Consider the following 14,800-nt stretch of genomic DNA (forward strand, 5'->3'; position numbering starts at 1 on the left):
CATTATCAATGAAAAAAACTAAAATTGTATGTACGTTAGGTCCTGCTTCAGATACAACTGAGATCTTAACGGAATTAATTAATGCAGGTATGAACGTTGCGCGTTTCAACTTTTCACACGGTTCTCACGAAGAACATTTAGAGCGTTTTAACAAATTAAAAGCTGCTCGTGAAGAAACTGGTAAATTAGTAGCTATCTTATTAGATACTAAAGGACCAGAAATCCGTACGCATGAAATTGAAAACAATCAAGCAGAATTAATTCAAGGAACTACAGTACGTATTGCTATGAATGAAATCATGGGTAATGCTGAAAAATTCTCAGTTTCTTATCCAGAATTAATTAATGACGTTGAACTTGGTACTAAAATTTTAATCGATGATGGTTTAATTGAATTAAACGTTACAGCGATTGATCATGAAAACCAAGAAATTGTTACTGAAGTATTAAACTCAGGAACAATTAAAACTAAAAAAGGTATCAACGTACCGAATACTCAATTGAACTTACCAGGAATCACTGAAAAAGACGAATCAGACATTCGTTTTGGTGCTAAACAAGGTATTGACTTTGTAGCGGCAAGTTTTGTTCGTCGCGCAAGTGACGTAATGGAAATTCGTGCAGTTTTAGAAGACGAAGGATGTTATAATGTAAAAATCATTTCTAAAATTGAAAACGAAGAAGGCGTTTCAAATATCGATGAAATCTTAGCGGTTTCTGATGGTATTATGGTTGCTCGTGGTGACCTTGGAGTTGAAATTCCAACTGAAGATGTGCCAATTGCACAAAAACAAATCATTAAAAAATGTAATCAAGCTGGTAAACCAGTTATTACTGCTACACAAATGTTAGACTCAATGCAAAGAAATCCTCGTCCTACACGTGCTGAAGCGGGTGACGTGGCGAACGCTATCTTTGATGGTACTGACGCAGTAATGTTATCAGGCGAAACAGCAGCAGGAGATTATCCAGTTGAAGCTGTTAAAACAATGGCAAGTATTTGTTCAAGAACTGAAGATGCTTTAGTTGGACAAGATGCATTTACATTAAAAGCTTATGACAATGATGATTTAACTGAAGCAATTGGTCAATCTGTTGGGCATACAGCACGCAACCTAGGTATTAAAACTATTGTTGCTGCAACTTCTTCAGGGCATACTGCAAACATGATTGCTAAGTATCGTCCGCAAGCACATATTTTAGCAGCTACTTTTGACGAAAAATCAGCTCGTACTTTAGCACTTACTTGGGGTGTTGAACCATTTGTAATTGAAAAACCAGGTTCAACGGATGAAATGTTAGATTCTGCTACAGCGTTATCACAAGAAAAAGGTTACGCTAAAGAAGGCGATTTAATTATCATTACAGCGGGTGTTCCAGTTGGTGAATCAGGAACAACTAACATCATGAAAATCCAAGTAATTGGAACTCAATTAGTTAAAGGTCAAGGTGTGGGAAGCGGCAACTTTATTGGGAAAGCTGTCTTAGCTGAAGATGCTAAAACTGCTAATGAACAAGCTGTTGTTGGTTCAGTATTGGTTGTTAAGTCAACTGATAAAGACTATACACCAGCAATTGAAAAAGCTGGAGCAATTATTGTAGAGCAAGGTGGAATCACTTCGCATGCAGCGGTAATTGGTTTAGAAAAAGGCATTCCAGTTATTGTAAATGCAGTAGATGCACTAAACAGAATTAAAAACAATGAATTAATCACAGTAGATGCACGTCGTGGTGTAGTTTACCGTGGCGCAACAATCAGTATTTAAGAATAAGTACTTTTAGGCGATATCTTCCCTTAGGGCATGCTGGTTTTTTAGTGAGCTGAATCTTTAGCACTAAAACTCTCTATGACTTAGGGGAGGATTCGCCTTTTCTATTGAAATTAAAAAAGTCATTATCTAAATGCATAAAAATTGAAAGAATAAGGGGCAGTGAGGCACGTGGTTAAATATGGAGAAATTGTGACGGCAATCATAACCGATGAAAACGAGAAAGAATACTATGTTCAAAGCCAAGGTGTAACGTTCGCATTAGCAAAAGCAGATGTAGAAGAACAATTAAAACACGGTGAAGAAGTAGAAGGTATGATTTACGAAACACAAACTGGTAAGAAAGTTATCCAAATTGATTTGCCGGATATTCGTCCTGGCTATTATGGTTGGGGAACAGTAATTTCAAGTCGTAAAGATTTAGGTGTCTTTGTTGACGTTGGTCTTAATCATAAGGAAGTAGTTGTTTCGCTTGATGACCTACCTCTTTCAACGCATTTATGGCCTAAGAAAGGCGATCGTCTTTATCTAACGTATTCAGTTGATGATCGAAATCGCTTCTGGGGGCACATGGCAGATAATGAAAAAATAGCTGAGTTGTTTGTTAAAGCGCCAACTCGTCTAAAAAACCAAGATATTACGGCAACTGTTTATCAAGTTAAAATGGCAGGTTCTCTTACAATTACAGAAGAAGGTTTCTCAGCATTCTTACATGAGAGCGAGAGACAAACTGAACCAAGATTAGGACAAGTTCTTCAAGGTAGAGTAGTCGGTGTTCGTCAAGATGGTGGTATCAACATTTCATTGAATCCTCGAGCGCACGAAGCAATTGATGATGATGCTAAAATGTTAATAGCGGTTTTACAAAAGATGCCAAAGGGCTTTTTACCATTACATGATAAAGCAGATCCTAATGAAATAAAGCTACAATTAGGTATTAGTAAAGCTCAATTTAAACGTGCGGTCGGAAGTTTGTTGAAAAACAATCTGATTAAGCAAGTAAAAGGTGAAGGCATCTATTTACTTGAAGAGAAATAGGCGATTTTATGTTTGATGATTTAATTGATGAATTCAGTCGATATTTATTAATCGATCAGGGTAAAGCTGAGAATACAATCAAAAGTTATCGTCAGGATTTAACTAAGTTTACAATTTTTTTAGAAAAACAGTCGATGACAAACATTGAAGAGGTTGATCAACAAACAATACGTCTATTTTTAGCTTATCTAAGAGAAAGTGGTTATGCTGCTAGTACTACTAGTCGAATTATTTCGACATTAAAGAAGTTATTTGTATACCTTTTAAAAGAAGGTCGAGTTGAGCTCAATCCTTTAGCGCTAATTCAAAGCCCTAAAAAAGTTCATCGATTACCCAAAGTGTTAAACATGCAACAGGTTGATGCGTTACTTAATGCGCCTGATACGACAACATCTTGGGGGTTGAGAGATAGGGCTGTTTTAGAAGTAATGTATGCGACAGGTTTGAGGGTGAGTGAATTAATTGGATTAACAATTGATGAATTACATTTAGACCTTGGTTTTCTACAAACAATTGGTAAGGGGAACAAAGAAAGAATCGTGCCCTTAGGAGAAGAAGCAGAATATTGGATGAGTGAATATTTGACGTTAATCCGTCCAAGTTTTGCTCAAAAATCCAAACAACCTTCATCAGCAGTTTTTTTAACCGAGAGAGGTAATGCTTTTACTCGTCAGGGAATTTGGAAAAATCTAAAAAAATATGTTGCGTTGGCTAATATTGATTTTGAAGTGTCGCCTCATATGTTGAGACATTCGTTTGCCACACATCTACTAGAAAATGGTGCTGATTTAAGAATGGTACAAGAACTTCTAGGACATTCAGATATTTCAACAACGCAAATATATACACATATTACGCAGCAAAGACTTCAAAAAGTTTATCGGAAATATTTTCCCAGAGCTTAAAAAAAATAATAAATAGGAGGAATTGCATATGAGTTTTGATCGTATTCATTTAGTTGTTTTAGATTCTGTAGGGATTGGTGAGGCACCAGACGCTGCTGAATTTAATGACTTAGGTTCACATACATTAGGGAGTATTGCAGAAACAGCTGGTTTGAAAGTACCTAATATGGTTGAGTTAGGTTTAGCTAACATTGAAAAGCTGGAAGGTTTAGAGCCTCAAAGTGAAACAAAAGGTTATTGGACAAAGTTACAGGAAGTTTCAGTTGGTAAAGATACGATGACTGGACACTGGGAAATTATGGGCTTAAAGATTGAAAAACCATTCCGAGTTTTTCCAGATGGCTTCCCTAAAGAATTATTAGATAAAATTGAGGCGTTTTCTGGAAGAAAAATTGTTGGTAATAAACCAGCTTCTGGTACTGAAATTTTAGACGAGTTAGGCGAACATCAAATGGCTACGGGTGATTTGATTGTTTATACTTCGGCAGATTCAGTGTTGCAAATTGCTGCTCATGAAGAGATCATTCCTTTAGAAGAATTATACAAAATCTGTGAATACTGTCGTGAAATTACATTAGAAGAGCCATATATGTTGGGTCGTATTATTGCACGCCCATATTTAGGGACACCTGGTAATTTCCAACGTACAAGTAATCGACATGATTATGCATTGAGCCCATTTGGTGAAACAACATTAGATTTCTTGAAAGAAGCTAACTATGATGTTATTTCAATTGGTAAAATTAATGATATCTTTAATGGTCAAGGTTTAACTGATGGTCATCGCACTACGGACAATATGGATGGTGTAGACAAGTTAATTAAAGTAATGCAACAAGATTTTAAAGGGTTGAGCTTCACTAACTTAGTAGATTTCGACGCTGTGTTTGGCCACCGACGTAACCCAGAAGGATATGCACAAGCTTTGGAAGAATTTGATGGAAGATTGCCAGAAATCTACAGCAATCTAAGAGAGAATGATTTGTTGATTTTAACAGCAGATCATGGTAATGACCCAACATATGCAGGGACAGATCACACTAGAGAATATGTTCCAATTTTAATTTATAGTCCTAAGTTTACAGAACCGAAAGAATTGAACGCTACATATTTTAGTGATATTGCAGCGACAATTTCTGATAACTTCAATGTGAAACAAACAGAGAACGGCTCTTCATTCTTATCACAATTAATTTAATATAAAGCGAGGAATTTAATATGTTTAAAGAAACGAAAGATTATTTAGTATCACAGGGAATTACTGAACCTGAAATTGGTTTAATTTTAGGATCAGGTTTAGGAGAACTTGCAGATGAAATTGAAGATGCAATAAAAATCCCTTACGAAGACATTCCAAATTTCCCAGTGTCAACAGTTGTAGGACATGCTGGACAATTAGTTTATGGAACTTTGTCTGGACGAAAAGTAATTGCATTACAAGGGCGCTTTCACTACTATGAAGGTTATGATTTACAGACAGTGACTTATCCAGTTAGAGTTTTTAAAGAATTAGGCGTTAGTATCTTAGTTGTAACAAATGCTGCAGGAGGCGTTAATACATCCTTTGCTCCGGGTGACTTAATGATTATAACTGATCAAATTAATTTAACTGGAGAAAACCCATTAATCGGAGCTAATATTGAAGAACATGGGGTTCGTTTTGTTGACATGACGGAAACTTATAGTAAACGTGGGCAACAATTATTAAAAGATATTGCAAAAGATTCAGGACTTCACTTGCAACAAGGTGTTTACGCTTGGTTTACTGGTCCAACATATGAAACTCCAGCAGAAATCAAATTTGCCCGTACAATTGGAGCTGATGCAGTAGGTATGTCTACTGTACCTGAGGCAATTGTTGGAAAACATTGTGGTATGGAAATTATTGGTATTTCATGTATTACAAACTTAGCAGCTGGTATGCAAGCTTCTTTAGATCATGATGAAGTGGTAGATGTTACGACAATTGTTAAGCCTCGTTTTAAAACTTTAATCAAAGAATTAGTTAAACGTGCCTAGAGCTTTTTTTCTAAAGAGTTGATATTTCAGCTTTTGAGTGCTATTATCTCAAAAGTAGTATTAAGGGAGGAGGATGAATATGCTAATACGTTCTAAGAATAAAAACGAAAAAATTGTTTTGGGGCTATTATCTTATACTTATGACGATAATGTTAAGTCCGAAGTTTTAAAAGAGCTATTAGAGACTTATCGTAATGATGATAAGCGCGAAATCTATTTATATAAAGATGAAGCTTCAGGAAATTATGTCGGAGTTATGGCTGTTGAACATAATCAATCCTCAGTAACCAAAAATGAAGAAGAACTATCAATTCACGATAATATTATGATTCAAAGAGTAGCTGTGATACCATCTTTCAGAAATGAAGGTATTGGTTATGGATTATATTCTGATTTAAGAGAGCTTTATCCTGATGCCACAATTATTGGAACGACTACTAATGAAACAGTGGATTTAGTATCAAAGTGGGCTCAGCAATATAATGATGAGCACGAAAATGATTAATTTAAAAGAGGATAGACATGTCGAATAATGAATTGAAATTAGAACTAGATGCTTTTCAGGGACCATTTGATTTACTATTGCACCTGATTAAGCAAATGAAAGTTGATATTAATGATATTCCCATGAGTGAAATCACTTCACAATACTTGGCTTACCTACATTCGATGAAAGAATTCCAATTGGATATTGCGGGAGATTATTTGGTAATGGCGGCGACTTTATTAGAAATAAAAAGTCGCCTCTTGTTGCCTATAGAGCCAGAACCAGATCTTGAAGGGGATTATGAGCCTGAAGATCCACGTCAAGTGCTAGTCCAACAATTATTGCTTTACCAACAGTTTCAAGATGTGGCAACAGCTTTGGAGATTAAACAGGTGGAACGTGCGGAGTTATATACACGTCCTAGTGAAGATTTATCTGGTATGCAAACTTTTGTGCCTTTGGATGAAGGGGATATAACGCTAGACCAATTAACAGCAGCGATGGCCTTAGCGCTCCAGAAAGAATTGGAAAGAGTGCCTAAGCAAAAAGAAATTAACCATGACCCCTTAACAGTTTCAGAAAAAATGGATGAGATTCTTTCAATTATTAACACTTTAGATGAGCATAATAGTATTGAATTTAGTGATTTGCTTAATGGAGGTAATCGGCACGAAGTTATTACGACATTTATGGCTATGTTGGAATTGGTTCGAAAGCAAGCAATTATTTTTAAACAAACTATGGCCTTAGCGCCTATAAATATATTAAAAGCGGAAGGAGCCAACGGTTTAAATGAAGTTAATTAAACGAGTTTATGCAATTCTTTTCGTAGCAGGTCAGGAAGGTGTAAGTCGTGAACAATTGGCGAATTCCTTACAAGTTCCAATGAAAGAAATTGATGAAGCCCTACAACAATTGAAGTTAAATTTTGATAATGATGATGAAACGCCAATTGAATTAGTGAATTTTAATCAACATTTCCTTCTTGTTACTAAGAAAGACGTTGCTAAAGATGTTGAGGTTTATGCCCAGTCTCCTTATAAGAATACATTAACTCGAGCCGCTATCGAAACTTTAGCAATTATTGCTTATCGTCAACCTATTACTCGATTGGCAGTAGATGAAATACGGGGTGTCTCATCTGCAAATATGATCCAAAAATTAATCGGTCGAGATCTTGTGAAAGAAGTTGGGCGTGTAGAAGCACCAGGTAGACCGGTTTTATATGGTATTACAAATTATTTTATGGACTACTTTGGTTTAGAGTCTCTAGAAGATTTACCAGAGGTAGAGCCATTAGCTTTAAACTCGGAGTCCGCGGTAGAGGATTTATTTTCTACTAAGAATTGGCAAATTGAATTATTCGATGAATTAGAGCAATAAATTATTAGAAAATAGGTGTTAAATATGGAACGATTACAAAAGGTTATGGCGCATGCTGGTGTTGATAGTAGACGCAAGTGTGAACAACTTATTTTGGATGGTAGAGTTAAAGTTAATGGTCAAGTGGTTCGTGAGTTGGGTGTAAAAGTAGGGAATAATGATCGCATTGAAGTAGATGAAGTACCTATTTATAAAGAAGAGCCACGTTACATTTTGTTAAACAAACCACGTGCTGTTATTAGTGCAGTGAGTGACGATAAAAATCGTCGTGTGGTTTTAGATTTGATTGAGGGAGTTTCTGAGCGAATTTATCCAGTTGGACGTTTAGATTATGATACTACAGGGTTAATTATTCTGACGAATGATGGTGAATTTGCAAATTTATTAATGCATCCGAAACATCAAATTGATAAAATTTATGTGGCCAAAGTAAAAGGAATACTGAATCAAAACGCTTTGAATAAACTTGAACGTGGAGTCATAATTGATGGTAAAAAAACCTCGAAGGCTAAGGCGAAGGTAATTTCGTCAAATCCTAATAATCAAACTTCTATTGTGGAATTAACGATTCACGAAGGCTGGAATCATCAAGTTAAAAAGATGTTTGAATCAGTAGGTCATCCAGTAATGAAATTAAAAAGAGAACGTTTTGCCTTTTTAGATATTCGAGGATTAGAAGTTAGCCAATGGAGAGATTTAACGGCTTTTGAAGTAGATAAATTATTTAAATTGGCTCAATCTAATAAAAAATAATCAAATAAATATTATAATTTATATGAACTTGCTTGCCAAGTCACAAGTTACATGCTATAATAATTTCAAATAAAACAATACGTCTTCGGGGCAGGGTGAAATTCCCGACCGGTGGTATAGTCCACGACGAAGTAATATTTATTACTTTGATGAACTGGTGTGATTCCAGTACCGACAGTAAAGTCTGATAGTAGAAGAGATTGCATAACTATGCTTATTTGACTACACCGTATTTGCCGAAGATTTAATTAGGTAATTATGGTGTATTTTTTTGAGTATAGAAACTCTCTGAGTTTGCTTGCTTTCTATTCCATGAGACGTGGAAGGAGAAATAAGTAATGAAGAAAATGAAGTTATCGCGTGTAATGTTTTTGGCAATTTTGGGGGCATGGGCAATTGTACTTAGAACGTTTGATTTTCCTATTCTACCAGCTGCACCTTTCTTAAAAATTGATTTTAGTGATTTAATGGTCTTAATCGGCTTGCTTACAAGTGGACCAATTGGGGCAGTAATCGTAGCGGGTACTCGAGATTTATTAAATTATATTATGAGTGGTGGGCAAATGGGCTTGCCAATTGGAGTGATCATGAGTTTTATTGCATCAATGGCAATGTTTTTACCAACTCACTTTATCTTATCTAAATTAAAAAAAGCATCAATTAATGTAAAATATGCACTAATGAGTGCAACTTTGGTTATATTTTTAGTCGGAGCTATGTCTCTTTTCAACTACTACATAGCATTACCATGGTATGTAGCTGTCTTAAATTTCCCTATACCAGACTTGTTCGGATATTTAATTACAATCATCGTACCATTTAACTTGATTAAAGGTATAATTTTAGCTGTTGGACAAATTATCGTCATTAAAACATTAGTTCCAATGATGAAAAAAAGAAATATGCTTTACGAAGCATATTCCTTTGAAAAGAAGTCTATTAATTCTCCGGATGTTCGATTATCTCAATCGCACGGGTAGGACAACGGTAAGCTGCGGGAGTGGCCATTTCGTGTTGAAGTGGCGTGCTCTCTTTTTTTATAAAGGCAATTCCGTCATCCTTACAGTCAAAAACTTCAGGTTAACTTGATTAAAGGTGTTATTTTAGCTGTTGGGCAAATTATCGTCATTAAAACATTAGTTCCAATGATGAAAAAAAGAAATATGCTTTACGAAGCATATTCCTTTGAAAAGAAGTCTATTAATTCTCCGGATGTTCGATTATCTCAATCGCACGGGTAGGACAACGGTAAGCTGCGGGAGTAGCCATTTCTTGTTGAAGTGGCTTACTCTCTTTTTTTATAAAGGCAATTCCGTCATCTTTACAGTCAAAAACTTCAGGATAATGAAGATAGCAAAGGCCGCATGCAATGCATTTTTCTGGAATTATGTCTAATCTGTTCACTTTTTCACCGCCATTTGTTACAATGTAATTACATTATTATATCATTTATGTATTAAAAGGGTTTGCATATTTTTTATTTTTTTAAAATAAAGTATGATGATAGTGTGCTTTTAGAATAGCATTGCTAGCTATTAAAGAAAAAATATGTTATTAATAGTATAACATATGTAGGAGGAATTTTGATGGCAAAAGATAATGAACAATTTGATAATCAAGAACATCAAGATGAGCAACAACCAAAACAGGAAAGTAAATTCAAAGCGCCTTGGAATAAAAAATTCGGTGAAGATGAGAACTTGAAAACACGTCAATACTCACGTGCTGCGCGTAATCAACCAGTCAAAGAAGCTACTACTTTATCTAAAGTATTATTATTCTTGTTAGTTATTACGTTACTATCACCATTTTTATTGTATTGGTTTGTAAGTGCTCAAAAATCTGAAAACCAGATACCACAGAGAACAACTTCACAGATTCTAATCGATCAAAGCTCATCGAGTGAAACATCAAGTGAATCAACAAGTGAATCTTCATCTGAAGAAACAGAATCAGTTAGTTCGAGAGAAATTGAGGAGAGTTCTGATGAATCTTCTTCAGTTGAGTCAAGCGTACCAGTAGAGTCAACACCGGTAGAGTCAACACCGGTAGAGTCAACTCCACCAGTTGAAACTCCAACAGAACCAGCAAGTACATACTATGTGGTACAACAAGGTGATTCTTGGTATGGCATCGCAACGTCGTATGGTATTGATGTATATACATTGGCTCAAGCCAATGGTGCAACAATCGATACACCAATTTTCCCAGGAATGGAAATTCTAATTCCTTAATTTAGGATTTTTATTATCACGTTTCTCAACTTGTGCTTTTAGCATTGAGGGAAACGTGATTTTCTATGTAATAAACCAATGATGGTATTAAGAAAAGGAAGTTGAAGATGACAATTACAATTGCAATTGATGGACCAGCTGCTTCTGGAAAAAGTACGATTGCTAAGCAAATCGCAAAAAAATTGAATATTACTTATATTGATACAGGTGCGATGTATCGTGGCGTAACGCTAGCTATCTTAAAGCGAGGAATTGAGGTAGAGAATGTTCAAGAGATAAGAAATATTCTAAATAATATTGAATTAGATTTTAATTTTGTTAATGGAGTACAACATTTATTTTTAGATGGACAAGATGCTGAAGAAGAAATTCGAAGTATAGAAGTGTCGCAGAATGTTTCGGCAGTATCAGCTTTAGATTTTGTTAGAGAAAAGTTAGTTGATCTACAACGTAAGATGGCGGAGAAACAATCAGTCGTAATGGATGGTAGAGATATTGGAACAGTCGTATTGCCTAAAGCAGACTTTAAATTTTTCTTTATCGCTAGTCCAGAAATACGTGCTCAGAGACGTTATGACGAGAATATCGCTCGAGGTATTAATACTCAAACATTTGAAGAGTTAAAGCAAGATATTATACGTCGTGATGAGTATGATTCAACAAGAGAACACAGTCCATTAAAACAAGCAGATGACGCGATTGCAGTTGATACTGGCTTGTTATCCATTGAAGAAAATGTTGAGTATGTGTTGAGTCTTATTCAAAAGACAAACTAAGAGCTCAATTTAGTTTAATATTATGATAAATCACGAAGAATTAAATAAAAACAAGAGTGACTAGACTAATAATGTTTTTTTTGTTACAATTATTATTAGGTGGTTTGTATACACAATATACAAGCAACAATTTATAGGTAATCGCTTAGGAGGAACTGGTAGATGTCAGAGTTTGTAGAGAACAATGAATTAAATGAAGAAGTTGTATCAGCTGAAGAGGTTGAAGCAACTGAAGAAGTAACAATGACTTCAATGGAAGACGCTTTAGATAGCGTATTAGACATTAAAGTTGGCGACACTGTTAAAGGTGATGTATTAGCATTTGATGATAATCAAGTACGTGTTGCTATTAAAGAATCAGGTGGTTTAGAAGGTGTTATTCCACCAAATGAATTATCAGCTGCACCATACGAAGCATTAACTGATATTGTTAATATTGGTGATGAAATTGAATTGGTAGTTTTAAAACCAATTAAAGATAAAGAGAACGGAAACTTCTTATTATCTAAAAAACGTGTAGACGCTAAAAAAGTTTGGGTAGAAATCCAAGAAAAAGCAGACAAAGGCGAAACTATTACAGCACCTGTTAAAGATGTTGTTAAAGGTGGTTTAGTTGTTGATGCTGGTGTTCGTGGATTCGTTCCAGCTTCAATGGTTGAAGATCACTTCGTAGAAGACTTCGCACCATATAAAGGTCAAACATTAGAATTCGCTATCGTTGAAATCGAACCAAGCGAAAACCGTTTAATCTTATCTCACAAAGAAATCGCTCGTAAAGAACGCGAAGCTAAACGTGAATCATTAATGGATGAATTAGTAGAAGATTCAATCGTTGAAGGTACTGTAGCTCGCTTAACTAACTTCGGTGCATTTGTTGATTTAGGTGGAGTAGACGGATTAGTTCACATTAGCCGTATCGCTCACGAGCATATTGCTAAACCAAGTGATGTTTTAACTATTGGCGATAAAGTTAATGTTAAAGTATTATCAGTCGACAAAGAAAAAGGTAGAGTATCATTATCAATTAAAGATACTTTAGATGGACCTTGGGATAACATTGAAGAAAAAGCTCCAGAAGGATCTGTATTAACAGGTACTGTTAAACGCTTAACAAGCTTTGGTGCTTTTGTTGAAGTATTCCCAGCTGTTGAAGGCTTAGTTCATATTTCACAAATTGCTCACGAGCATATTGCGACTCCTCACGAAAAATTACAAGAGGGTCAAGAAGTTGAAGTTAAAGTATTAAGTGCTGATCCAGAAGCTCAACGCTTATCATTATCAATCAAAGCTTTATTAGATAAGCCAGCTCAAGAAGAAGGCGAAGCTCCAGTAGCAAAAGAAGCTGCTCCAAAACAACGTAAGCCAAAAGCTAAACAAAAACCAGTTACTGAAACTTACTCTGATAACTCATCAGAAGGAAGCTTTACATTAGCTGATATGTTAGGTGACGCTTTTGACGCTTTAAGTTCAGAAGAAGAAGCTTAATATTTTTTAGTAATTAATTGGCTGTATAGCCCGGAGACTGACTAATTCTTGGTCAGTCTCTTGTTTTGTCTAATTCTCAATTTTTAGATAGATAACAATGGAGGTGAATGAGAAATGAGTATACCAACTATAGCTTTAGTAGGCCGTCCAAACGTAGGTAAATCGACTGTATTTAACCGCCTTATCGGTGAAAGAGTTTCGATCGTTGCGGATTTTCCTGGGGTTACTAGAGATAGAATTTATTCAACTGGTGAGTGGTTAGGAAAAGAATTTCGTCTAATTGATACTGGTGGAATTGAAATGACAAATGAGCCGTTAATGGATCAGGTACGTTTTCAAGCTGAAATCGCAATGGATGAAGCGGATATTATTATTTTCTTAGTGAGTGCTCAAGAGGGTTTAACAGATGCAGATGAAGAAATCGGTCATATGTTACATCGTACGAAGAAACCAGTTATTTTAGCTGTTAATAAGACTGATAACCCTGAACAAAGACAAGAAATCTATGATTTCTATGCATTAGGACATGGTGAGCCATATCCAGTCTCTGGAGCTCATGGAACTGGGTTTGGTGATTTACTAGATGAGGTGATGGTTCAAGCTCCGTCTGATAGTTCAGATACAGAGGAAGATACATCAATCAAATTTAGTTTTATTGGTCGTCCAAACGTAGGTAAATCAAGTTTAGTAAACAGCATACTTAAAGAAGAGCGTGTAATTGTTTCTAATATAGAAGGAACTACACGTGAAGCAGTAGATACTAAGTTTACGAGTCAAAGTGGTCGTGAATTCACGATGATTGATACAGCTGGTATCCGTAAACGTGGTAAAGTTTACGAACAAACAGAGAAGTATAGTGTTTTACGAGCAATGTCAGCAATTGAAAGAAGTGACATTGTTTGTATGGTAATCGATGCAGAGACTGGGATACGTGAACAAGATAAACGAGTTGCGGGTTATGCGTATGATGCAGGTAAAGGCATTGTAATCGTAGTAAACAAATGGGATGCAGTTGACAAATCGGATAATAAATTCGAAGAGTTCACAAAAGATATTCGTGCTGAATTCCAGTATTTATCTTTTGCGCCAATCTTATTTGTAAGTGCTAAAACAGGTCAACGTTTAAATAAATTACCTGAATTATTAGAGATGATTTACGATAACCGCCACCGTCGCGTACAATCTTCAGTTCTGAATGATGTAGTGAGTGATGCGGTTGCAATGAACCCTACACCGACTGACAAAGGTCGTCGATTGAAAATCTATTATATGACTCAAGTTGCGGTTAATCCTCCTACGTTTGTAGTTTTTGTTAATGATGTTGAATTAATGCACTTTAGTTACGAGCGATTCCTAGAGAACCAATTACGGAATGCATTCTATTTTGAAGGAACACCTTTGAAATTAATTGTTAGGGAACGGAAATAATATTAAATTTTTGAGACTTATTAACGTAAAACATTGTATTAACAAGTTTTATGTGATATTCTAGTAAAGAAATAACCAAGATGATTATACCCACGGGTTTATTTCATTAATAAGACAGTTGCTCATTTAGAGCACAATTTTAAAGGAGGATTTACTAATATGGCAAACAAAGCAGAATTAGTAGAAAGAGTAGCAGCGAAAACAAATTTAACTAAGAAAGACGTTACAGCAACAGTTGAAGCGTTATTTGAAACAATTCAAGACGTATTAGCTGAAGGCGAAAAAGTACAAGTAATTGGCTTCGGTACTTTCGAAGTTCGTGACCGTGCAGCAAGAAAAGGTCGCAACCCTCAAACAGGTGAAGAAATTGAAATCGCAGCTAGCAAAGTTCCTGGCTTCAAAGCTGGTAAAGCTTTAAAAGATGCAGTTAAATAATTGAACTTTATAACCCCTAGAGCCGCAAGGCTTCAGGGGTTGTTTTTTTGTTTTGAGGTTGAAGTGTTGACCAATTGCGGACTAATTT

16 protein-coding genes and 1 riboswitch are annotated in these 14,800 nt (G+C 35.6%); of the genes, 15 read left to right on the top strand and 1 reads right to left on the bottom strand.

Annotated features, from left to right (window positions below):
• Positions 1 to 8: 8 nt before the first annotated feature.
• From pyk to GF867_RS03035, 10 genes are all read left to right on the top strand, one after another.
• Entirely contained in the window at positions 9 to 1,766 is a 1,758-nt protein-coding gene (pyk, locus tag GF867_RS02990) for a pyruvate kinase (RefSeq protein ID WP_153831631.1), read from the top strand.
• Positions 1,767 to 1,940: 174 nt separating this feature from the next.
• The gene (locus GF867_RS02995) at positions 1,941 to 2,807 is read left to right on the top strand and encodes a CvfB family protein (RefSeq protein ID WP_311453476.1); all 867 of its coding nucleotides are present in this window, start codon (positions 1,941 to 1,943) and stop codon (positions 2,805 to 2,807) included.
• A gap of 8 nt (positions 2,808 to 2,815) precedes the next feature.
• A complete protein-coding gene (xerD, locus tag GF867_RS03000; RefSeq protein WP_153831632.1) occupies positions 2,816 to 3,712 on the top strand; it encodes a site-specific tyrosine recombinase XerD in 897 nt (298 codons plus the stop codon).
• A 28-nt stretch (positions 3,713 to 3,740) separates the two neighbouring features.
• Positions 3,741 to 4,910 carry a phosphopentomutase gene (gene deoB, locus GF867_RS03005; protein WP_153831633.1) on the top strand — a complete coding sequence of 390 codons (1,170 nt, stop codon included), beginning with the start codon at positions 3,741 to 3,743 and terminating at the stop codon, positions 4,908 to 4,910.
• 20 nt (positions 4,911 to 4,930) lie between these two features.
• Complete coding sequence (locus tag GF867_RS03010; protein WP_153831634.1) at positions 4,931 to 5,731, top strand: purine-nucleoside phosphorylase; 801 nt, start codon at positions 4,931 to 4,933, stop codon at positions 5,729 to 5,731.
• A gap of 79 nt (positions 5,732 to 5,810) precedes the next feature.
• Entirely contained in the window at positions 5,811 to 6,236 is a 426-nt protein-coding gene (locus tag GF867_RS03015) for a hypothetical protein (RefSeq protein ID WP_153831635.1), read from the top strand.
• 17 nt (positions 6,237 to 6,253) lie between these two features.
• Positions 6,254 to 7,024, top strand: coding sequence for a segregation and condensation protein A (locus GF867_RS03020; RefSeq protein ID WP_153831636.1), 771 nt, complete (start codon positions 6,254 to 6,256; stop codon positions 7,022 to 7,024).
• Entirely contained in the window at positions 7,011 to 7,601 is a 591-nt protein-coding gene (gene scpB, locus GF867_RS03025) for an SMC-Scp complex subunit ScpB (RefSeq protein ID WP_153831637.1), read from the top strand. The genes GF867_RS03020 and scpB overlap by 14 nt, the downstream gene beginning before the upstream one ends.
• 24 nt (positions 7,602 to 7,625) lie before the next feature.
• Complete coding sequence (locus GF867_RS03030) at positions 7,626 to 8,354, top strand: pseudouridine synthase (protein ID WP_153831638.1); 729 nt, start codon at positions 7,626 to 7,628, stop codon at positions 8,352 to 8,354.
• Positions 8,355 to 8,431: 77 nt separating this feature from the next.
• Positions 8,432 to 8,557: riboswitch (FMN riboswitch) on the top strand.
• A 135-nt stretch (positions 8,558 to 8,692) separates the two neighbouring features.
• A complete protein-coding gene (locus tag GF867_RS03035; RefSeq protein ID WP_153831639.1) occupies positions 8,693 to 9,334 on the top strand; it encodes an ECF transporter S component in 642 nt (213 codons plus the stop codon).
• A 220-nt stretch (positions 9,335 to 9,554) separates the two neighbouring features.
• Here the strand turns inward: GF867_RS03035 and GF867_RS13945 are convergent, their stop codons facing one another.
• The gene (locus GF867_RS13945; RefSeq protein ID WP_311453471.1) at positions 9,555 to 9,758 is read right to left on the bottom strand and encodes a ferredoxin; all 204 of its coding nucleotides are present in this window, start codon (positions 9,756 to 9,758) and stop codon (positions 9,555 to 9,557) included.
• A gap of 182 nt (positions 9,759 to 9,940) precedes the next feature.
• Here GF867_RS13945 and GF867_RS03045 point away from each other — a divergent pair, with 182 nt between their 5' ends.
• The 5 genes from GF867_RS03045 to GF867_RS03065 all read left to right on the top strand — a co-directional run bounded on the left by GF867_RS03045 (position 9,941) and on the right by GF867_RS03065 (position 14,712).
• Positions 9,941 to 10,588 carry a LysM peptidoglycan-binding domain-containing protein gene (locus GF867_RS03045; RefSeq protein ID WP_153831640.1) on the top strand — a complete coding sequence of 216 codons (648 nt, stop codon included), beginning with the start codon at positions 9,941 to 9,943 and terminating at the stop codon, positions 10,586 to 10,588.
• 107 nt (positions 10,589 to 10,695) lie between these two features.
• A complete protein-coding gene (gene cmk, locus GF867_RS03050; RefSeq protein ID WP_172972551.1) occupies positions 10,696 to 11,364 on the top strand; it encodes a (d)CMP kinase in 669 nt (222 codons plus the stop codon).
• Between the two features lie 162 nt (positions 11,365 to 11,526).
• Positions 11,527 to 12,849, top strand: coding sequence for a 30S ribosomal protein S1 (gene rpsA / locus GF867_RS03055; protein WP_153831642.1), 1,323 nt, complete (start codon positions 11,527 to 11,529; stop codon positions 12,847 to 12,849).
• 114 nt (positions 12,850 to 12,963) lie between these two features.
• A complete protein-coding gene (gene der, locus GF867_RS03060) occupies positions 12,964 to 14,277 on the top strand; it encodes a ribosome biogenesis GTPase Der (protein WP_153831643.1) in 1,314 nt (437 codons plus the stop codon).
• A gap of 159 nt (positions 14,278 to 14,436) precedes the next feature.
• Positions 14,437 to 14,712, top strand: a complete 276-nt coding sequence (locus GF867_RS03065) for an HU family DNA-binding protein (RefSeq protein WP_153831644.1) — start codon at positions 14,437 to 14,439, stop codon at positions 14,710 to 14,712.
• Positions 14,713 to 14,800 lie beyond the last annotated feature (88 nt).

Source organism: Fundicoccus ignavus, assembly GCF_009659375.1.
Lineage (GTDB): Bacteria > Bacillota > Bacilli > Lactobacillales > Aerococcaceae > Fundicoccus > Fundicoccus ignavus.